The following is a 19,007-nucleotide window of genomic DNA, read 5'->3' as shown; positions in this document are numbered from 1 at the left end:
GTTAGCTATTGCAGCTCTGCTTCTGGCAACAAACAGAACAAAAATATAGGTTTGCCTGAAAACTACTTAGGTACATTAATGCTTATATTGCTTTAGATTCCACCACCTGATTTATCGCTCTAAATATGAGGTTTCTGCTTACGCTTTTTGCCGTGCTGCTCCAAATTGACGGAGCGCTACAGGCGGCTCCTTTACCCAAAGCGGATACGCTGCAGCTCAAGCAGCATATTACTGCCCTAACCTCTACAGCAGCTCCCCGAAACTACAAAAACATACCTGACCTCAACAAGGCCGCAACTTATATTAAAGATGAGTTCAGAAAACAGAGGGGACAGGTAGAGGAGCAGACCTACCTGGTGGGGCAGCAAGAGTATCGCAACATCATACTGACCTTAGGGCCTGCCAATGCTCCCCGGCTAGTGGTAGGCGCGCACTATGATGTGTGCGGCGATCAGGTCGGAGCCGACGACAACGCCAGTGGCGTGGCAGGCCTGCTGGAGCTGGCGCGCCTGCTGCACGAGCAACCGCTACGCCACCGCATAGAGCTGGTAGCTTACACCCTAGAGGAACCGCCTTTTTTCCGGACCGAGCATATGGGCAGTTTTGTGCATGCCCAGGCATTGCAGCAAGCACAGGCAAAGGTTATCGGTATGGTATCATTGGAAATGATCGGCTACTTCTCTGACGAGAAAAACTCGCAACGCTACCCGCTAAAGCCCATGAAACTGGTGTATGGCAGCAAAGGCAACTATATAAGCGTAGTACAGAAATTTGGCAACGGCAGGTTCGGGCGCCAGTTCAAGAAGCAGTTCCGGGCAGAGGCACCGCTACCGGTAAAGTCTGTTAAAGCACCTGCCTTTGTACCAGGCATCGACTTTTCTGACCACCGCAACTACTGGCACTTTGGCTACAGCGCTCTCATGATAACCGACACGGCTTTCTACAGAAACGGTAATTACCATCAACCATCCGACACGGCCGATACACTGGACCTGCTGCGCATGGGGCAGGTTGTAGACGGAGTACACCGGGCCATCCTTAAACTAAAATAAACCATGTTATACTTTTTGCTGAAGCAGATTGTAAGGGTGGGGCTTTGGGTGTTTTTCCGCCGGTTTGAGGTGCGTAACCGCTCTCTTATGCCAAAGCGTGGGCCACTGCTCATTGTGTGCAACCACCCTAATACTTTTATGGACCCTTTACTGGTGGCAGTGCTCCTGCGCCAGCAGGTGTTTTTTATCACTAAAGGCACCGTATTTAATACACCCTTCAAGAAATGGCTGCTCCAGCACATGAACATGATTCCGATTCATAGGCAACAGGATGCGCCGGGGCAAACGGTAAACAACTCCGCTGCGTTTCAGGCTTGCTTTGATGCGCTTAAAAACCACCAGACTTTACTTATTTTCCCGGAAGGCACCAGTTTTAACGAGCGCAGGCTACGCCCCTTGAAAACAGGCACGGCCCGCATGGCACTCGGAGCCGAGGTGGCAGGCGCAGCAGAGGCAGGCGTAGCCATACTTCCGGTAGGCCTAAATTACTCCGACCCTACCCGCTTCCGGAGCAATGTTTTTGTAAATGTAGGCAAGCCTATACAGGCCGCCGCATTTTTACCGGCTTACTACGATAATGCCATAACTGCTGCCAATGCCCTTACCGACCACATACGGCAACAACTCGAAAAATTAATCATTATAACACCTTCTGATGAAGACGATGCCCTTATCCGGCATATAGAGCAACTTTACAAGCGCCAGTTAGCAGCCGATTTGCCTCCCGATGCTCCCAAACATGAACGAGACTTTCTCATAACTAAAGCCATTGCCAACAGCCTGCACTATTTTAACCAGCACGACCCCGCACAGGTAGAACTGCTGAAGCAAAAAATGAAGCCTTATATGCAGGAGCTGGAGCAGATGGGCCTGAACGACTCGCTGCTTGGAGCAGCCGGAGAGGAGCATCTATGGCAAAGTCTAAAAACTGCCCTGTACCTTTTGCTTGGTTTCCCGGTATATTTTTACGGATGTATAAATAATTACCTGCCCTATATTATTCCTTCTAAGGTGGCTAACCTCCTCACCGAAGAGCAAGAATTCAGGGCACCGGTTATGCTAACTGTAGGCCTCTTTTCTTTCCCGCTCTTTTACCTGCTACAAGGTTTTATTTTCTGGAGTTTTATACCGTCTGCAGCTTACCTATTGCTATATCAGCTCAGTTTACCAGTTAGCGGCTTTTTTACGCTACACTACTGGCATATATTTCAAAGAGCAAAAGGCCGATGGCTTCTGATGCGCCTGTTTTCTAAGAGCAAAGAAAAAATAGCACACCTGCAGGTACAGCGTCAAAATATAATGGATGCGCTGGAGCAGGCAAAAAAGCATTATTTGAAGGCCAGGTAAAGTAGACTTAACATTCCGACAAATTAATTTGCGTCTTAAAAAGTAGGTATAAATACCGAACAAAGACCAGAACAACTACTTATTTGCTTTCTTATTACATACGCTTCAAGATCTTCATGAGCTTAAAATGAAATTTTTCTAAGGTATCAGATATCTATTTTTCGCATGTACCGTAAAAGGGGAACTAGAATTCAAATTATTATTCATCAATCATTAATACTATGAAAAAGACTTATGTATCATTGCTGGCTTCAGCGTTTATGGCTGCAACTGTATTTTCATCTTGCTCCAGCAACACGACAGCATCTGAAAGCGAAGGAACTTACGACACAACCGAAGATACCATGGATACTGATACCGGCATGACAACTACCGGTACTACCACTGGCACGACTACTGGTACAACTTCTGGAACCACATCTGGTACAACTTCCGGAACTACATCAGGTATGACTACCGGTACAACCACTGGAACCACTACTGGTACAACCACAGGTACTACAACAGGTACAACTTCCGGAACAACAACTGGTATGACTACTGGCACAACAACTGGAACCACTACTGGTACAACCACAGGTACAACCACAGGTACTACTACTGGAACTACAACCGGTACTACAACCGGTACTACAACCGGTACTACTACTGGCACCACAACCGGAACTACTGGTACAACAGCTGGTACTACTACAGGCGGAACTACTGCCGGAACCACTACAGGTACTACTACCTACTAATTACAGAACAAAAGATCATTTTTGATAAAGCAATGAAAGGCAAGCACTATCCTAGTGTTTTGCCTTTCTGCTTTATATATACCTTAGATTTTAGCAGATGAATTACCTGAGGTGGTATTTTCGGAAAACATTTACTGTTGACCTTCGCGCTATTGCTGTGATGCGAATCTGGTTGGCAGGCATTGTGCTAACCGATTTAGCCATTAGGGCAACAGACCTGGAAGCACATTACTCCAACATGGGTGTGCTACCCCTTCACGTTCTTCACCAACACGCCTGGAACCCCTACTATTTTTCTTTACATGCCCTGAGCGGCCTCTGGCAGTTTCAGGCGCTGCTGTTTATTGTTGCAGCTATAGCTGCATTCTGCCTGCTGTTTGGCTATAAAACAAGAATTTCCACAATTGTAACGTGGGTTCTCCTGCTCTCCCTCCAAAACCGCAATGTGCTTATTTCGCAGGGCGGCGACGATCTGCTGCGCATGCTCCTGTTCTGGGGCATTTTCTTACCATGGGGCAGGTGCTACTCCTACGATGCCACCAGAGCAGATAAGCCTGTGCTGGAAACACGCTACTTTAGTGTAGCCACCATTGCCTATATTCTGCAGATATTCTTGGTCTATTTTTGCACGGCTCTGCTTAAAAGAGCACCAGAATGGCGCGAAGAAGGCACAGCGCTCTACTATGCCCTAAGCCTCGACCAGATACTGATGCCCGTTGGCAAGCTCATTTATCCTTACCCGGAACTACTACGCTTCCTTACCTTCTTCACTTTTTACACAGAATTGCTGCTGCCTTTTCTATTGCTCATACCGTTCAGAAACCATATTTTCAGACTTATTGTAGCCGGCGTGCTGCTTGGTTTCCATATTGGTATTAGCCTGACGCTTTTTGTTGGCCTTTTCTACCTTATCAACATTGCCTCAGTGGTGGGCCTTTTGCCTCCCGGAGCCATGGATTGGGCCGAAAAAAGATTTTTGGCTTCTTTTAGGAGACCTTTTTCAGGGCAGTTCAGACATATTTTCAGGCGGGTAAAGCTGCCGGCCTCGGTGCGTGTGCAGTTTCACCTTCATAAGCCTTTTCTGCAACAGCCTGTGCAAAGGCAAATACGCGAGGGTGTGGTAGCTTTTCTGCTACTATACTGTATCTGGTGGAACCTAAGCGGCACCACCCTTAAACTGCCAAAAATGCCAGACGAGAGCCGCTGGTTTGGTTACCTGTTCCGTACCGACCAGCATTGGGGCATGTTTTCGCCAGCTGTATTCAAAGACGATGGCTGGTATGTGCTGGAGGGAAGCACGACAAACGGAACTAGCATAGACATAAACCAACAGGGAAAGGAGGTAGACTATATTAAACCAGCCTCTGTGGTATCGTTGTTTAAAAACGACAGGTGGCGAAAGTACTCAGAAAATTACCTCTATATCCACAACAGCTTTATGCGCCCGTACTACTGCAACTACTTGGTACGTCGTTGGAACGAGGCACATCCAAAGCAGCCCATAAAAGAGCTTCAGGTTATTTATATGAAAGAATTCTCTCTTCCGAACTATCAGGTAGCTACTCCTACCAAAGAAGTACTCTGCACCTGCGCCAACCTCCCCGAATAGAAATGTAGTACGATCTTCAAAAGCATAATCTAAATCCTGTAATGAAAAAGCCCTTCCGGAGGCTAAACAAGCTCTGGAAGGGCTTTTTCATTACAGGATTTAGCTGCTTGTTTAAGCAGAAAGCACAAAGGCTATAAATGCGTTTGGCAGCAATTATTTATCGGAGTCGGAGGTAATGGCATATCCTACTGTTGCCGCCACCAGGCCTCCCAAAAAATAAAGTCCGAAAGCCATGGCCCGGGTCTTATTTGTTCGGTTGCTTGGTGCCTCGCCTAAACCCAGTGGGCCGGGCAATGCGACAGCTCCTACCCCGGCACTTGCTCCCAATATAGCGCCACGCCACCAGGCACTATTACCGGTACCTGCCAGGCTGTAATACAACGAATTTGAAACAATATCGCCTATAAGTGCCCAGGTATGCAGCTCGTCGTTAGCTGGTGGTTCGGCACCTGCCTTTTTCATGGTTTTAGAAATGGCCCGCATGCCGAGCACATCCATGCGAGGCGCGTCTGGCACTAGCCTTCTTACACTTTCGTGCAGAACAGTTACAAAGCAGGCACCCGCCAGGCCACCTGCCATGGCTTTTAAAATGTTTGTGGTTTCTTTATTCATAGTTTTTGACTTTGTTGTTAAGTATACGCATTTAGCTATCGTATTGGTATTAACTGTAGCTTTCTTCCTTTTTCCGCGCATCTAACTATTTAACAACTTATACTTCAAAAAGATCTGCCACCACGGCATCTGCTCCGAGCTTGCGGGCATCTCGTGGGCTATCGAATACAACGAGCAGCGTGTTATCGTTGTAAACTGCCAGTCCTTCGGCTTTGTCTTTGCCCGATTCGACATCAGTGCCATGCGGAACTTCGTAAAGCCGCTCCAGGTCATGGTTCCGAAGCACTTGCTCAGTGCTTTGTTGCAGAGCATCTGGCCAGCGGTAAATCATGATCTTACCATCTAAATCCATAGTAGGGCCAGCCAGCAGGTAAAGGTCGTTGCCCAATAGGCAAAGCTCGCGTATTCCCTTGCCCCTTAGGTGCAGAAAGTGCTTTTTGTAGGGTCTTTCTTCCGTAATCTGCTTCAGGTGAAGGTAGCCTTTCTCGTCTTCTACTTCTTCTACTTCTATTTCCAGCACCATAGACCAGCCTCTCAGCACCGGGCCACGCAAACCCAGAAAGAGGCGTTTCCCTACTACTGTAAGCCCTTCAATGTCAAAGCCATTGTCTTTGCTTGGTATAGAGAGAAAGGCGCCCAAGTGCTCGTCTTGCTGCAGGGCCTCATAAAGTTCATTGCTGCACCCTTCCCCTCTAAGCTGAGCTGCCGTTAACTTTAGTGCTGGGTTGTCTGGGGCTGTGCATTCTTTGTAGAGGGTGTAGTCCCCGGTGGTAGGGTCCTGCAGAATGGGCACACGCGCCAGAAGGTACCTGTTGGCCTCTGCTTTTATTTTTGCCAGTCGTTTCATCTGGTATGCAATGGAGTCGTGTTTGCGCGGCTTTTTGCGTTTGAGGCTGTGCGACCCTACCACCCATAGGTAGTTGCCAAATACGCTCATACCCTCTATGTCTATCTCTTCGCCCTCTTTGCCCGGCAGGTGCAGGTAATCGCTCAACTGAAAAGATTGGTGACTTCCGAATGAGCCGTCTTCCTGAACAGTAAGGCGCTCAATGGTGGTGCGCTCATCGCAGCCGGTCCAGATGTTCTTGCCGGTGCGTAACACCGTAGACAGGCCATCGCGCACGTGTTTGCCTGCTGAGTTCAGACTTTGCGACGCATTAAAGTGCAGTGTTACATTTTTTGCCATGGTTAATTTCAAAAAGGAGCGTTCATAACTTTTCGGGAAGTATTATACCCCAGATAGCTCCAGAAATAGAAAAGCCGGGCTTGCAAGCCCGGCTTTTCTATTTCTGGAGCGTTTGTATAGGGCTATATTAACTGTTCTTCTTGCCCTGTTTTTTACCCGACACGTTCATGCCTGGCAAGTTCATGCCCTGCACCTTGTGAAGCAAGTTCTTGCCTTGTTTTGTGTTCATGGTTACCCAGCCGGCACCAATTGCCAATAAAGTACCTCCTACTACTTTTTGCGTAGTACTCAGGTGGCTTACTTTATCTACAGCGGTGCTGCCGAATTGCTGCAGCTTGCCTGAAATATCTTTTAAGCCACTTTTATTTAACATATCAGAAAACTGAGAAGCACCAAGCTTATCTTGCTGCGATTTATATTGCGAATTTTTATTCTGTGTATTTTCCATAGCTTTATCAATTTATAGTTTTAATTTTTACCTAATGCTTCGCGCAAATAAAAGTTAATATTTAACTCGCTACAAAAGCATTAGAGTTATTTTATCGGGATTTAGCACAGATAGTTACACATTCGCTTATATTTATATTTATTTGGCAGGCAGCTCGGAAATTATACATTTCTAATTTCAGGCGTTTCCGGCAGCTTCACCCTCCGGATTACCTGCATGCTTTTTAGCCACACGCTTGCTCCGGTAGAGCATCATTTCTGTAAGGCTAATGCCCAGCAGCAGCCACAGCCCGCCCAGCATAAAACCGGCCAGTACATCGGTAAGATAATGCACCCCCAGGTATATTCTGGAAAAACCCACAGCACCTATAAGCACAACAGCAGAGGCTATGATCAGGCGCCTCTGGCCCGGTTGCCGGTAGCGCCTACAAAGAAAATAAGCAAGAATACCAAACAGTGCTATTGCCGTGGTTGCATGCCCACTTGGGAATGAGAAATTATGCTCCTGGTAATAGGCTACATCTACCGGGCGCGGACGACTAATGAAAGTTTTGCCATAACGCACCGATAGGCCTACGCCGGCCATAACCAACCAGAAAGCTACAATAGTCACATATTGTTTCCGGTACAGGAATACAACGGACACTATTGCACCAACTATAAAAACCGCTGCCCTGGTGCCTAACTGTGTCAGGTAAAAGAATGCCTGGCTGAGCCAACCGGAGCGCACACCGAATAGTAGCGATGTAAGTTTTTTATCAAGGCGCACAATGCCTTCCGACTCTATTACTTCTTCGGTGAGTTGAGACAAAAGCATGCTGTTAAACAGGAATACCAGAACCAGCAGGGTAAGTGGGAGACCTGTAAAAGAGCCAGTATTGAATCTGTGTGCCAGAAACTGAAAGGGCTTTGGATATCGCTCCTGCAGCCGTACAACAGCAGGCTGCTGCATAAACTCCTGAAAATACTGGCGTACTTTGTCTGACAACATAATTTTGCTAAAATCAGATAAGGGGCATGCTTTCTGTCCGTTTATTGTCTTTTTACTACTCAGGCATTACCAGACGACTATCATGAGTCATAAATTAATTAATTGCCTGATTTCTAGAAACTATGCTCTGCCAAGGGCCTTAGCCAGGCAAGAGTTGTCGTACTAGTTGTACTAAAAGAAAAGAAATATGCTGTGATATGGTATACGCACGACCACCTGTTTGGTACCTCTTTTTCTTACAACACCCCTACAACATAACATTTGCTTCTAAAATTGCACTTTTCACACGGTAAAGCCTGATATACACAACCATATCATTCTAAATAAAGTACATATTTACATGAAAGGTTACGGAAAAATACTCGACAAACTTCTGCTTGGGGTTGGCCTTCTGCTGTTGGTATTGCTGTGGGTGCAGTTTCCGGCAGAGCCCATAAAAGATATGCATGTGTACAATGCCTACACCACTGGCTCTGGAACGGATGTGCTATCAAAAGAAAGCTTTTTACGTCCTTCTAAAGAACTTTCGCCGCACCAGGTCATGCGAATACAACTTCGGGCACTGCAACAAAACGACCGGAACGACAGCGGGGTTATTACTATTTTCAACTTTTCGTCGCCAGTAAACAAGATGCATCTTGGCCCGATAAACCATTTCAGGCTATTGGTACGCGAGCCTGCTTATCGTCCAATGCTAAACTTCAAATCGTACAAATCCGGAAAAATGGTTATTACAGACAATACAGCTTATCAGATTGTAGTAATTTCTGGAAAAGATGGCATAGAGACAGCTTACCTTTTTATATTAGCCAAGCAAAAAAGAGGCCCTTACAAAGATTGCTGGATGACAGAGGGTGTAGCCAGAATGGAACCCGAACCTGAGAGTCACCTGATTTAACCCTAAGCAGGAGCGTCCAACAGCGCGCAATGCTACAGCACTATGCAAATACATTCCAGCATTTACCTGGCTGGCGTGGCCAAAAAGGGCATGAGGCTCCCTAAAACCCCAGCACTCAGATAAGCCTCCGGAAGGCCATTTTCATTAGAATAATTTGATTGCAGATTCCCTCCTACTTCTCAACAGCTCTTTTAGCTTAGCGGAATTTCCATTTTTATGTCGGCCCTTTTGTAGATGCTCGGTGGCAAGGGTACTTCTTTGAACCCAAGCTTTTGGTAGAGTTGCAGGGCCGGAAGCAGTTGCCTGTTCGATACCAGGTACACCTTGCTGGCACCAGTTAACCTGGCTTTGGCGAGAGCAGCCTCTCCTAACGCCAACCCAATTTTGAGGCCACGGGCTTTTTCTGTCACGGCCATTTTAGCCAATTCAAATACGCCATTTTCTTCTTTTAGCAGCGCGCAGGTGCCTACAGGTTTCCCCTTATAAAGCGCCATCAGAATAAAACCTCCTTTACTTAAAATATAGCCTTGCGGATCGTTTAAAGATTTAAGGTCGGCTTCTTCCAGCTCAAAATAGCGGGTAATCCACTCTTCATTAAGTTCTCTGAAAGCAGCAGTGTGCTCAGGTTCAAAATCTATGATTTGTACGGCAGTAATTGCAGGAGTCATGGCCATTCGGTTAAAAAGCAAAAATACGGCAACACTGCTTTTTTTCCGAAAAAGAGCTTCATCATTTTAGTCACCTACACTATTACTGGCAAACACAAAAGAAAAAAGCGAGCTGTGCCCGCTTTTTTCTCCTATCAAATCTAAACAAACAACTCTAAATTTTCTGGGTAGCAGCTGCCTCTGGCACTTTTACCTTTTCTGTCTTTTGCAGGCCCGACACAACTTCTATGTTAATACCATCGGACAGCCCGGTTTTAACGGCACGCTTCTCAAACACCTGTGGCGCCGTTTCTACCTCCACAAATGTGTCGTCTTTCTCGAAGGTGAGCATGCTCTCTTTAATGGTGAGCACCTTTTCGCGCTTGTCCAGCACAATGTCGGCGTTGGCGCTATAGCCTGCTCTTATAAAATCTTTTTCATCGAGCAGTACCTGCGCTCTGATCGGGAACTTGATAGAGCCCTCTTCCAACACGCCTTTAGGAGCAATATACTCCAGCTTGGCATTGAACACACGTCCTTCTATGGCACCTATCGTCAGCATCAGATCCATGTTCTCTTTCAGCTTGCCCACCTCCGATTCGTCTATTTTGCCTTCAAATATAAGGCTGCGCATATCGGCTACGGTAGCAATGGTGGTGCCTTCGTTAAAATTGTTACGCTCTATAATGGAAGAACCCGCTTTAATGGGCACATCCAGCAGCATACCATCTATGGTAGAGTACACCAGGTTAGAGGCTTGCCCGCTGCGCTTGGAGGCGCCTTCGCGTACGAGTTGCAGGTTATTCTCCGCCGATTGCAGCGCTTCGCGCTTCAGGCTAAAATCTGCTTTGTATTTGCGGTATTCCTGCTCCGAAATTACTTTTTGCTGGTACAGGTCCTCATAGCGCTCCAGCTCGCGTTTGGCTTCATCGAAGTTGATTCTGGCCGTTTGTAAACCATTTTCAGCATTGTTCACGTTCACAATGTTCGGTACGATCCGGATTTTTGCCAGTAGCTGGCCTTTTTTTACAATTTCACCGGCCTCTACGTACAGCTCCTCTACCACCCCCGATACCTGCGACTTTACCTCCACCTCTTTGCGCGGCACAATAGAGCCGGTGGCTACCGTCTTTTTAATGACATCAGATGTAACCGGCACTTCTGTTTTATACACTACAGGATCTGTGTTAGACTTTTTGTAAAAGTAATAAATCAGCCAACCTGAAAGCGCCAGAAAAACCAACACAAAAACACCAAGCAAAATCTTTTTCATTGTCCAGTATGATTTAACAGTTAATATTTCTTGTATCCGATGTAAGATTTTTAAAACTGAATTACTCGTCGCGCAGGGCCACCACCGGGTTTACCCTGGCAGCTTTAGTAGCAGGCACCAACCCTGCAATGGTTCCGGCTATCACCAGCACCACAACAGCAGTAAGCGCAATGGTTACATTAATTTCGGGGTTACCAAAAAAGCCTGCTTCCACACTAAATTTCGTCATGGCATAATCTATGCCTGCTATCAGGCCTGTTCCTGCCAGTAAACCGAAATAGCCTGCCAGGCTTGTAATAACTACCGACTCCTGAATGATCATGCTGATAACAGACCAAGGTGTAGCGCCAAGGGCCTTGCGAATACCAATCTCCTTTGTCCGCTCCTTCACTACAATCAGCATAATATTGCCTACTCCTACAATGCCTGCTATAATGGTTCCGATGCTCACCCACCAGCTAAAAAGCGCAATGCCCGTAAACAGCCCTTGCATGTCTTTAAACTCCTCTTCTATGTTAGCCGACCCAAAGGCTTTCAGGTCCTGGGGCGCCACCTGGTGCCGCTGCATGAGCAGGGTCTTCACCTTTTCTTCTGCCACCTTGGCTGGTATGCCGTCCTTAGGTGTTAAAGCCATATAGCCCACCTTGTTCACCTGGTTAAAAGTTTGCTGTAGCGTTGTGAGCGGAATAAAGATAACCTGTGCATCATGCTGCCCATCTTCGTCGGAACTTTTGGGTTTAAAGGTGCCCACCACTAAAAAATAACTTCCTTTTATGTTGATGTATTCGCCAATAGGATTAGCGTCTTTGCCAAACAGCACCTCCTGCACCCGTGGGCCAATTACTGCAATTTTGCGTTTTTCCTTAATGTCGCGGATATTTACGAACCTGCCCGAAACCATATTGATCGAAATAACCTGTAGCATATCGGGGTATTCGCCATTCACACTAAACGAAGAGCTTTTGGTACCTCTCGACACAGTAAAGTCGCCGTTTAGCTGGCTACGCGGTGCCAGCACGCCCACTTCCGGAACACTGGCTTTTATGGCAGCCATATCATCATTAGTGAGTTGAATAAACCTGCCGGCCTTCAGCCCTTTGTGCGGCACGCTGGTGCGTTGTGTCCAGACGAACACAGCATTTTTGGCCACATCGAAATTTTTCATGATCCCGTTTTCCAGCCCTTTGCCAGCCCCCAGCAACAGCACCAGCATGAAAATACCCCAAAACACGCCAAAGGCCGTTAAAGCCGTGCGCATTTTATGCCGCTTCACGGTGCTATAAATTTCGGTCCATTTGTCGATGTCGATCATGCTGATAGACTTTAGATACTAGATTTTAGACCTTTTTGTGGAATCGTAAGGAAAAAGAATTACCATTTTAACTCTAAACTTTTAACTCTTAACTTTAAACTCATTATCAGTCTGCCATAAGCGCCTCTATAGGCTTTACACGGGCTGCTTTCAAGGCTGGCACCAAACCGGCCAGGGCGCCGGAAACGACTAGTATAAACGTGGCTGCCAGCACCACACCCAGGTCTACCTCAGGCGCGGCAAAAAACGGCATCTCCTCCCCCGACGACTCTATGGCATAGCGCGCCAGATCGAGCAGCCCCACTCCCAGCACCAGCCCCAGGTAACCTGAAAAAGCCGTTATCACCACCGACTCCTGCAGAATAAGGCTAACAATAGAAAATGGCGTAGCTCCCAAGGCCTTTCGGATGCCAATTTCGCGGGTACGCTCTTTTACAATAATGAGCATAATGTTGCTAACACCTACAATGCCGGCTATTAACGTACCGATGCCTACAATCCAGACAAAGATGCGAATGCCGCCAAAGAGCCCCATTAGTTTCAGGTACTCTGTTTCGGTGTTGCTGATATCGAGCGCCCGTACATCTTCTGTAGAGAACTTGTGCCGCTGCGCCAGCAGATTCCGGATGCGGTCTTCCATAGCTTTGGCACTTACACCAGGTTGGGCCGTTAGCGCCATCATCTGCACCTGGTTAGGCTGGTTAAAGGCAGCCTGTATCGTCGAAAACGGAATGTAGGCTCTTTCTTCGCGACGGCCGCTGTTGTTACCCTTCACTTTAAAAGTACCGACTACCTTGAACTGAATACCCTGAATGGCCACATATTTACCAATAGGATCTTCTTCCAGAAAAAGGACTTTGCTAGCTTGCTCACCCAGCACCACCACCTTGCGTTTTTCGTCTTCATCGAACTTATTGAGCAGGCGGCCCCGGAATGCCCGCTCACCATTTAGCTCCAGAAAATCGGGTTCGGAGCCAAACACCTGGTAAGAGCCAAATTGCTTTTGGTAATTAATGGTATATTCTCCGAACACCCTGTTGCGGGGAGCCAGAATATTGATGTTGGCAATTTCGCGGTCTATAGCTTTAAGGTCTTCGTTGGTGAACTTTATTTCCCGTCCGGGAGCCATGCCCTGGTGGGCCACTGCTGTTTTGCCAGTAAACACATACAGGCTGTTTTTGGCACCATCGCCAAAGCGGTTGATCACTCCTTTCTCCAGCCCCTTACCGGCTCCAAGCAGCAGCACTAGCATAAAAATACCCCAAAACACGCCAAACGCGGTTAGGAAGGTGCGGAGTTTGTTTTTCCGCATCGTACCTATTATTTCCTGCCATTTGTCTAAATCGAACATTCTTTTAGATATTAGATTAGAGGTGCTAGATACTGGGCTTCAGGTACTTGAAAGTCTATTTTCTTCAAGCACGTGCTTTCAAAATTCGCCTGTTCGTATTTCAATAATTTAACCAGTAGAAAATTGAACAATCAATAACCAGATTATTCTAATGATTTTGCCCTTCCGGAGGTGTTTATGGCACTGAGTGCCATAGGATGATGGGTGCCAGCAAAATTCTATTTGCCTGAGAAAACTGTTGTTTTGGTATGGGGGCTTTGTTCTGCTTCTGTTATGTCCTCTACAATAAGTCCGTCTTTGAGCCGGATGATGCGGTCTGTTTGGTCGGCTATGTCATTTTCATGTGTTACAATTACTACCGTCATGCCTTTGCGATTCACTTCTTTAAAGATATCCATTACTTCGTAAGAGGTCTTGGTATCGAGGGCGCCGGTTGGTTCGTCGGCCAAAATAAGCTTGGGTTGCGAAATAAGGGCTCTAGCAATGGCCACACGCTGCCGCTGCCCTCCCGACATCTCGTTTGGCGAGTGCTCCGCCCAATCTTTCAGCCCTACCATGTCGAGGTACTCCAGCGCCAGCTTGTTGCGCTGCTTGCGCCCGACCTGCTGGTAGTACAGCGGCAGGGCTACGTTTTCCATGGCATTTTTAAACGACAGCAGGTTAAACGACTGAAACACAAAGCCTAAAAATTTATTGCGGTAATATGCAGCCTTGGTAGCCGAAAGGTTCTTCATAAGAGTTCCTGCCAGCATGTATTCGCCTATGTCGTAATCGTCGAGAATGCCCAAAATATTGAGCAGTGTAGATTTGCCTGAGCCCGAAGATCCCATAATCGAAACCAGCTCCCCCTCCTGCACGTGCATGTCGATGCCCTTGAGCACATGCAGCTTGTTATGCCCCACAGTATAATATTTCTGGATGTTGTTTAACTGGATCATCGCAACAGGGAAATGGGTGACACAAAAAAAGCTAATGGGCTATACAAGGTACCGGATTCTAGCCAACTATTTATAAATCTTATACTTACCGCAGCTAAATATCGACCTATAGCCTTACTTTGTCTACAAATGCGAAGAAATGCACTTCGAAACGGGCCATATAGGCAGCTAAACCACCCGTTGCGCCCACACGTTTCAGGAGAATTGCTTATAGGATGCTGGATCTATAAGCAAGGTTGCCTGCGGCTAAAAGTATTTTACTCCTGCTGCTCAGGCTCCGGCAATAGAGTCAAATCTTAATTGTTAAAACCCAACAGTTTATGCACGCACCACAGCTGCCAAAGCCTGTTCTCTTCCACCCGCTCAAGCACCATCTGGGCTACATCCGGGAGTTTATAGGGCGAGGTGCGGCAGCCTCTGCGGCTGAGCAACAGGCTGCTCTACAAACCATTGGCAGTTCTCAGTTAGATTTCTACCTGGGGCAACTGTCGGCAAGGCAGCTGGCAGAGGAGGTGGTAACACTGTTAGAGGAACAGCAGGTGTTGGAGCCCGCCCCTTACCAGGTGTTTCTACAACAGACAAGCGCCGGCTACAGACTACTTACGCTATCCGATAGCAGCGACTGGGTGCTGCGCTGGGGCCTGGAGGAGGGGCGGCATGTGCACCTACACCCCGCCCGCTACGCTACTCATACTATTCGGCTCAAAGCTAATACACTTAAAACAGCTATAGTTTTGGCTATTTACAGGCAGAAACATGGCACAACAGCCTTCACGTTAAATCTTGTAAACCAGCTACGGCAGGAGTGGCTGGGGCTTCCGCCCATAAAAGCATTTGAGGCTACAGAAGGAACGGGCGCTGCCGCACTGCTGAATCTGGTTCAGCCAATGGAGCCTGGTTAATTTTCTGGGCCCACTTTTTGAATAAGCGGCTTCTCATCGTGCTATTTTACAATAATGGCTTCTTCTACCACTGCCCCGTTTTCACGAACAATAATGCCGGCAATCTTTCTCTTTCCAGATCTGGTAAACTCAAACGTCAGGTCCCGCTCTTTCGAAAAAAACAGATTGTCTGCTTCCGGATAGAGCTTTAAGTGCTGGTTGTTTGATATTATAACCAAATTATTATCACCCTTCTCTACAATCATACTGCCAGCATGCGGCCCTATGTATTTCCCTACAAATTCGCTCAGCCGCTTGTCAGGAAGCTGCATTTCTTTTTTGGTGATTCGGAAAGGTGCCGGCCCATGGTCGTAGCTAAGGATGCGCTTCATTTTCCAGCTGCCATACTCTAGTATCCAGAGGTGTGTGAATTTTGCCAGGCCGTCCACTCTCTCCTGCTTTCCTTTCTCGAGTACACTAAACTCATGATCACCTGAAATGATGGCACCATAAGTAGTACCTTCTTTAGTAAGCGGATAAACCTTTACACTTCCTTTAACAACATCGCGCCGCAGCCTGAAATCAGGATTTCCACACAAATTACTTTTGGTGTTAGCACTAAATCTTTGTAAGCCAAAGGTGGGGCCGCCTTTGTCGTGGTAAAACTCTACATCGTCTGCTATAAACTGTTCCATCTGCTTAGTATTGCAGTTGTTATAAGCCACCCAAAAGGTGCTATCCAGTTTTAGAATAGTTTCTTCTACTGTTATTTCATTATTTTTTTGAGCTAGCAACAGCTGAGGAAAGGAGCAAAGCAACAGCACAATGGCCGAAGCAAATAAGCTTTTTTTACTGATTTTCATAGTTGTATATTTTTAAATTGGCTTGGGTGGCAGTGTTCGTGTTGTGAGGCAACAGCACTACCTGGATCTTAAGGCTGGAGGACTGGTAAACGACAAGAAAATGGTTACCAGACGGAGGAAGCAATTTGAGGAGAGAAAATACCGGAAACCTGACTGGCCTGTTTCAGGCAATTCGGTTTCCGGTATTCAGTTTTTCATAGTTTTGGAGCGATGTATGGGAGCAGTTATTCAGTTACTCAGCTGGCTCGGGAGCAGCCGGGGCTTCAGGTGCCTCTGGTGCAGTAGGTGGTGCTGGTACCTCTGTCTCCTTATCGAAATCTAAATTTACATGAGACCCGATGCCGTGGTATTTGCCTATACTCATTAACACTGTAATAAAAAGCAGCACTGTTATGAGCAAGCCCAGCAGAAGTTTATTGCTTGTAGCCATTTTGTTTTTCGTTTAAGTGAAGAATCAATCTTTTTGTCAGTTCAAGAATCAGTTATCTGAGAGTGGGTATTGCTGCTCGTACTTCTTCAGGTCGTCGAGCGAGAGGCCTAACAGTTGCATGGTCTTTAAAAATAGCGGTAGCTCTTCCTGTAGAAACTGTTCCTTTTTAAGGGCGATCGTTTTCTCAAGGCCATCGTCGGCCAGAAAGTAGCCTATGCCGCGCTTGTTATAGATCACACCTTTATCTTGTAAAAAATTGAATGTTCGCATAGTAGTGTTGGGGTTCACTTCAAACTCTACTGCCATGTCTCTTATAGAAGGTATTTTATCTCCGCTGACCCATTTCTTTTGCAGTATGTTCTCGAAAAAACGTTCTGCGATCTGAAGATAAATAGCCTGGGTTTCTCTGAATTCCATCTTACACCTGCCTTTCTTGAAGTTTAAAATAAGATACCACTAACATAAAAGGAGCTAAAAGGTACCAGAATATAAAGGGAATGATCTGCGTGAAGATAAAGTCGAATTTATCTTTTAGCGCTGGGTTCATGGTCTGCTCAGTTACTACTTGCCCCTCGCTATTGAACAACAGGTAGCCTAAGGTGCTACCGTAAAGAGTTATGATAAAAGCAAATATAATCAGAGCCAGCAGCGTTTTTAGGAAATTATTGCCTTTAAAGGTGCAGGCACCCAAAAAGAAAATCGACTGTGTTACCAGGTACACCTTTACACAAACCCAGACGTTGTGGTCGAACAAATGCGGGAATACCTCCGGCTGTTGCGCCAGTGCTGAGCTGAAGAAGGCCAGTAGCAGCGTTATGAGGCCATAGAACACCACAAACACAGGTGCCGACACCAGCCACCCTCCTACCAGTTTCTCTAGATTAGAAACTGGCAGGGTAAAAAAAGCATAGCTCTTTTTAGGTGAATTCATTTCGCTGAAAACCATACTGGTAAAAACATACCCCGATAGGAAGAAGGCTACCAGGTACAGATTGCGCAAGCCATACAGTACTTCGGCATCTTCGCGGTTGAAGTAGGCAAACAGAGCAGAGATAATTAGCAGCGTACCGAAAACAGCTATGATGGCAATCCAGAGGGAGTTCAGGTTCAGATTCAGCTGGCGCTTTATAAAATAGCCCAGCCGGCCGAGGTCAAATACAGGATTCATAGTTTTAGATTGTACTAAGGTCAGAGGTATGGTCGTATTCATTTTATTAAATCGTTAAGCAACAGTTCTAAGGGATAAGCAAAGTTCACACTGCCCGACTGCACTACCAGGCCGCAGGATACGGCTGCCGCAGCCACTCCCAACGATTGTAAAGGCAGGTACCGGCCAGCAGCAAAGCGCAGTTTGCGGAGGTTAAGAATTGCTGTTTTCATGGCTTAGTTAGCAAAATGCCTGTTAATGGTGGCTGCATCTCTTATGATGCCATTAAACAGCAGCTCCATGTCCACACGGGTCTCAACACCCGACACGTTTTTGATGATACCTGCTCTGCGGCCATGCAGCTCTTCGGCATACAGCACCTCATCTTCCGGCACGCCATTCAGGTTATACTCAAAACTTACTTTCTCCGAGATATCTGCCATATTTTGGTTAAAGATGATATTACCCTGCTCCAGCACCACAATGTTGTCAATCAGGTTCTCGAGGTCGCGCACCTGGTGCGTAGAAATAATGATCAGCTTCTCCTCGTCTAATGCAGAAGCCATAATCTTGCGAAACTGGCTTTTAGAAGGTATGTCCAAGCCGTTCGTTGGCTCATCGAGTATAAGCAGGCGGGCATTGGTTGAAAGGCCAAAAGCAATCAGAAACTTCTTTTTTTGGCCATACGACAAGTTCGAGAGTTTGGTGGTACGAGGCAATCCGAACTCATCCAGGTAAGCCTCCATCTGGTTATAATCGAACCGGGAGTAGAACACGGCGTTGTTGTTCACATAGCTGGCAATGGTGATGCCGGGCAACTCGAACTCCTCAGGTATCACATAAATATCCTGAAGCAGAATCGGGCTTCTGTCTTGCGCCTTGTGCCCAAACACCTGGCACTCGCCACTATTTGGGTAGAGCAAACCAGCCATGTGCTTTAGCAACGAGGACTTGCCGGCTCCGTTCTTACCCAGCAGACCATAAATAAACCCGGGCTGCAAGGTGAGGTTCAGACGATCAAAAAGTGGCTTGCCTTTTTTGTAGCTGAACTGAATATCTTTTAAGGCTATCATAGTTTTATCTATTTGTTGTAGTAGTGTACTAGTTACTTAGTACACTACAAATGTACAAGAGGTTTTGATAATGTCAAATTATTTTTAGAAAATATTTTTTAGTAGAACAGAAACAGAGCAAAAAAGACGAAGAAAGCGCCTATACACTATGAATTAAGCACTTACACTACTAAAAGAGAGAAGCCCTGAGAGGTAAATAAATTAATAAAA

Annotated in this window: 21 protein-coding genes; 6 read left to right on the top strand and 15 right to left on the bottom strand. The window is 46.6% G+C overall.

What is annotated here, in order from left to right; genetic code table 11:
• Positions 1-125: 125 nt before the first annotated feature.
• The 4 genes from ACMA1I_RS10760 to ACMA1I_RS10745 all read left to right on the top strand — a co-directional run bounded on the left by ACMA1I_RS10760 (position 126) and on the right by ACMA1I_RS10745 (position 4,748).
• A complete protein-coding gene (locus tag ACMA1I_RS10760) occupies positions 126-1,052 on the top strand; it encodes a M28 family peptidase (protein WP_337068332.1) in 927 nt (308 codons plus the stop codon).
• 3 nt (positions 1,053-1,055) lie between these two features.
• Positions 1,056-2,399 (top strand): lysophospholipid acyltransferase family protein, encoded by a 1,344-nt coding sequence (locus ACMA1I_RS10755; RefSeq protein WP_337068331.1) that lies wholly within the window; start codon positions 1,056-1,058, stop codon positions 2,397-2,399.
• A gap of 221 nt (positions 2,400-2,620) precedes the next feature.
• Positions 2,621-3,139 carry a hypothetical protein gene (locus ACMA1I_RS10750; protein WP_337068330.1) on the top strand — a complete coding sequence of 173 codons (519 nt, stop codon included), beginning with the start codon at positions 2,621-2,623 and terminating at the stop codon, positions 3,137-3,139.
• A 97-nt stretch (positions 3,140-3,236) separates the two neighbouring features.
• A complete protein-coding gene (locus ACMA1I_RS10745; RefSeq protein ID WP_337068329.1) occupies positions 3,237-4,748 on the top strand; it encodes an HTTM domain-containing protein in 1,512 nt (503 codons plus the stop codon).
• 153 nt (positions 4,749-4,901) lie between these two features.
• Here ACMA1I_RS10745 and ACMA1I_RS10740 read toward each other — a convergent pair whose 3' ends face one another.
• The 4 genes from ACMA1I_RS10740 to ACMA1I_RS10725 form a co-directional block, all read right to left on the bottom strand.
• On the bottom strand, positions 4,902-5,360 hold the full coding sequence (locus ACMA1I_RS10740; protein WP_337068328.1) for a hypothetical protein: 459 nt from the start codon (positions 5,358-5,360) through the stop codon (positions 4,902-4,904).
• 97 nt (positions 5,361-5,457) lie between these two features.
• Positions 5,458-6,546 carry a DUF3616 domain-containing protein gene (locus ACMA1I_RS10735; protein WP_337068327.1) on the bottom strand — a complete coding sequence of 363 codons (1,089 nt, stop codon included), beginning with the start codon at positions 6,544-6,546 and terminating at the stop codon, positions 5,458-5,460.
• A 127-nt stretch (positions 6,547-6,673) separates the two neighbouring features.
• Positions 6,674-6,994: a hypothetical protein gene (locus tag ACMA1I_RS10730; RefSeq protein WP_337068326.1), complete on the bottom strand. Its 321-nt coding sequence runs from the start codon at positions 6,992-6,994 to the stop codon at positions 6,674-6,676.
• A 177-nt stretch (positions 6,995-7,171) separates the two neighbouring features.
• Entirely contained in the window at positions 7,172-7,984 is an 813-nt protein-coding gene (locus ACMA1I_RS10725) for a phosphatase PAP2 family protein (RefSeq protein WP_337068325.1), read from the bottom strand.
• Positions 7,985-8,324: 340 nt separating this feature from the next.
• On the opposite strand from ACMA1I_RS10725, the gene ACMA1I_RS10720 reads away from it, so the two are divergent.
• Positions 8,325-8,882, top strand: coding sequence for a DUF4864 domain-containing protein (locus ACMA1I_RS10720; RefSeq protein WP_337068324.1), 558 nt, complete (start codon positions 8,325-8,327; stop codon positions 8,880-8,882).
• 191 nt (positions 8,883-9,073) lie between these two features.
• Here the strand turns inward: ACMA1I_RS10720 and ACMA1I_RS10715 are convergent, their stop codons facing one another.
• The 5 genes from ACMA1I_RS10715 to ACMA1I_RS10695 all read right to left on the bottom strand — a co-directional run bounded on the left by ACMA1I_RS10715 (position 9,074) and on the right by ACMA1I_RS10695 (position 14,403).
• Positions 9,074-9,550 carry a GNAT family N-acetyltransferase gene (locus ACMA1I_RS10715; RefSeq protein WP_337068323.1) on the bottom strand — a complete coding sequence of 159 codons (477 nt, stop codon included), beginning with the start codon at positions 9,548-9,550 and terminating at the stop codon, positions 9,074-9,076.
• A 154-nt stretch (positions 9,551-9,704) separates the two neighbouring features.
• A complete protein-coding gene (locus ACMA1I_RS10710) occupies positions 9,705-10,802 on the bottom strand; it encodes an efflux RND transporter periplasmic adaptor subunit (RefSeq protein ID WP_337068322.1) in 1,098 nt (365 codons plus the stop codon).
• Positions 10,803-10,863: 61 nt separating this feature from the next.
• Positions 10,864-12,114: an ABC transporter permease gene (locus ACMA1I_RS10705; protein WP_337068321.1), complete on the bottom strand. Its 1,251-nt coding sequence runs from the start codon at positions 12,112-12,114 to the stop codon at positions 10,864-10,866.
• 106 nt (positions 12,115-12,220) lie between these two features.
• Positions 12,221-13,465, bottom strand: coding sequence for an ABC transporter permease (locus ACMA1I_RS10700; RefSeq protein ID WP_337068320.1), 1,245 nt, complete (start codon positions 13,463-13,465; stop codon positions 12,221-12,223).
• Between the two features lie 218 nt (positions 13,466-13,683).
• Positions 13,684-14,403 carry an ABC transporter ATP-binding protein gene (locus ACMA1I_RS10695; RefSeq protein WP_337068319.1) on the bottom strand — a complete coding sequence of 240 codons (720 nt, stop codon included), beginning with the start codon at positions 14,401-14,403 and terminating at the stop codon, positions 13,684-13,686.
• A 320-nt stretch (positions 14,404-14,723) separates the two neighbouring features.
• On the opposite strand from ACMA1I_RS10695, the gene ACMA1I_RS10690 reads away from it, so the two are divergent.
• A complete protein-coding gene (locus ACMA1I_RS10690) occupies positions 14,724-15,305 on the top strand; it encodes a hypothetical protein (protein ID WP_337068318.1) in 582 nt (193 codons plus the stop codon).
• Between the two features lie 41 nt (positions 15,306-15,346).
• Here ACMA1I_RS10690 and ACMA1I_RS10685 read toward each other — a convergent pair whose 3' ends face one another.
• From ACMA1I_RS10685 to ACMA1I_RS10660, 6 genes are all read right to left on the bottom strand, one after another.
• On the bottom strand, positions 15,347-16,147 hold the full coding sequence (locus tag ACMA1I_RS10685; RefSeq protein ID WP_337068317.1) for a nuclear transport factor 2 family protein: 801 nt from the start codon (positions 16,145-16,147) through the stop codon (positions 15,347-15,349).
• 232 nt (positions 16,148-16,379) lie between these two features.
• Entirely contained in the window at positions 16,380-16,577 is a 198-nt protein-coding gene (locus ACMA1I_RS10680) for a hypothetical protein (RefSeq protein WP_337068316.1), read from the bottom strand.
• Positions 16,578-16,625: 48 nt separating this feature from the next.
• Positions 16,626-16,994, bottom strand: a complete 369-nt coding sequence (locus tag ACMA1I_RS10675; RefSeq protein ID WP_337068315.1) for a GntR family transcriptional regulator — start codon at positions 16,992-16,994, stop codon at positions 16,626-16,628.
• 1 nt (position 16,995) lies between these two features.
• Complete coding sequence (locus ACMA1I_RS10670; RefSeq protein WP_337068314.1) at positions 16,996-17,745, bottom strand: hypothetical protein; 750 nt, start codon at positions 17,743-17,745, stop codon at positions 16,996-16,998.
• Positions 17,746-17,783: 38 nt separating this feature from the next.
• Complete coding sequence (locus ACMA1I_RS10665; RefSeq protein ID WP_337068313.1) at positions 17,784-17,957, bottom strand: hypothetical protein; 174 nt, start codon at positions 17,955-17,957, stop codon at positions 17,784-17,786.
• Between the two features lie 3 nt (positions 17,958-17,960).
• Positions 17,961-18,797: an ABC transporter ATP-binding protein gene (locus tag ACMA1I_RS10660; RefSeq protein ID WP_337068312.1), complete on the bottom strand. Its 837-nt coding sequence runs from the start codon at positions 18,795-18,797 to the stop codon at positions 17,961-17,963.
• Positions 18,798-19,007 lie beyond the last annotated feature (210 nt).

Origin of the sequence: Pontibacter sp. 13R65, from assembly GCF_047525655.1 — a bacterium.
Taxonomy (GTDB): domain Bacteria; phylum Bacteroidota; class Bacteroidia; order Cytophagales; family Hymenobacteraceae; genus Pontibacter.
The sequence above is the reverse complement of the archived record's forward strand: the minus strand, read 5'-3'. Positions and strand labels throughout refer to the sequence as shown.

What these genes read in the sequence shown, in the direction of transcription:
- ACMA1I_RS10695 (WP_337068319.1), bottom strand. Translation starts at nt 14,403, where the DNA reads ATGATCCAGTTAAACAACATCCAGAAATATTATACTGTGGGGCATAAC.
- ACMA1I_RS10690 (WP_337068318.1), top strand. Translation starts at nt 14,724, where the DNA reads ATGCACGCACCACAGCTGCCAAAGCCTGTTCTCTTCCACCCGCTCAAG.
- ACMA1I_RS10735 (WP_337068327.1), bottom strand. Translation starts at nt 6,546, where the DNA reads ATGGCAAAAAATGTAACACTGCACTTTAATGCGTCGCAAAGTCTGAAC.
- ACMA1I_RS10720 (WP_337068324.1), top strand. Translation starts at nt 8,325, where the DNA reads ATGAAAGGTTACGGAAAAATACTCGACAAACTTCTGCTTGGGGTTGGC.
- ACMA1I_RS10750 (WP_337068330.1), top strand. Translation starts at nt 2,621, where the DNA reads ATGAAAAAGACTTATGTATCATTGCTGGCTTCAGCGTTTATGGCTGCA.
- ACMA1I_RS10740 (WP_337068328.1), bottom strand. Translation starts at nt 5,360, where the DNA reads ATGAATAAAGAAACCACAAACATTTTAAAAGCCATGGCAGGTGGCCTG.
- ACMA1I_RS10705 (WP_337068321.1), bottom strand. Translation starts at nt 12,114, where the DNA reads ATGATCGACATCGACAAATGGACCGAAATTTATAGCACCGTGAAGCGG.
- ACMA1I_RS10755 (WP_337068331.1), top strand. Translation starts at nt 1,056, where the DNA reads ATGTTATACTTTTTGCTGAAGCAGATTGTAAGGGTGGGGCTTTGGGTG.
- ACMA1I_RS10710 (WP_337068322.1), bottom strand. Translation starts at nt 10,802, where the DNA reads ATGAAAAAGATTTTGCTTGGTGTTTTTGTGTTGGTTTTTCTGGCGCTT.
- ACMA1I_RS10760 (WP_337068332.1), top strand. Translation starts at nt 126, where the DNA reads ATGAGGTTTCTGCTTACGCTTTTTGCCGTGCTGCTCCAAATTGACGGA.
- ACMA1I_RS10665 (WP_337068313.1), bottom strand. Translation starts at nt 17,957, where the DNA reads ATGAAAACAGCAATTCTTAACCTCCGCAAACTGCGCTTTGCTGCTGGC.
- ACMA1I_RS10730 (WP_337068326.1), bottom strand. Translation starts at nt 6,994, where the DNA reads ATGGAAAATACACAGAATAAAAATTCGCAATATAAATCGCAGCAAGAT.
- ACMA1I_RS10685 (WP_337068317.1), bottom strand. Translation starts at nt 16,147, where the DNA reads ATGAAAATCAGTAAAAAAAGCTTATTTGCTTCGGCCATTGTGCTGTTG.
- ACMA1I_RS10745 (WP_337068329.1), top strand. Translation starts at nt 3,237, where the DNA reads ATGAATTACCTGAGGTGGTATTTTCGGAAAACATTTACTGTTGACCTT.
- ACMA1I_RS10715 (WP_337068323.1), bottom strand. Translation starts at nt 9,550, where the DNA reads ATGACTCCTGCAATTACTGCCGTACAAATCATAGATTTTGAACCTGAG.
- ACMA1I_RS10670 (WP_337068314.1), bottom strand. Translation starts at nt 17,745, where the DNA reads ATGAATCCTGTATTTGACCTCGGCCGGCTGGGCTATTTTATAAAGCGC.
- ACMA1I_RS10680 (WP_337068316.1), bottom strand. Translation starts at nt 16,577, where the DNA reads ATGGCTACAAGCAATAAACTTCTGCTGGGCTTGCTCATAACAGTGCTG.
- ACMA1I_RS10700 (WP_337068320.1), bottom strand. Translation starts at nt 13,465, where the DNA reads ATGTTCGATTTAGACAAATGGCAGGAAATAATAGGTACGATGCGGAAA.
- ACMA1I_RS10660 (WP_337068312.1), bottom strand. Translation starts at nt 18,797, where the DNA reads ATGATAGCCTTAAAAGATATTCAGTTCAGCTACAAAAAAGGCAAGCCA.
- ACMA1I_RS10675 (WP_337068315.1), bottom strand. Translation starts at nt 16,994, where the DNA reads ATGGAATTCAGAGAAACCCAGGCTATTTATCTTCAGATCGCAGAACGT.
- ACMA1I_RS10725 (WP_337068325.1), bottom strand. Translation starts at nt 7,984, where the DNA reads ATGTTGTCAGACAAAGTACGCCAGTATTTTCAGGAGTTTATGCAGCAG.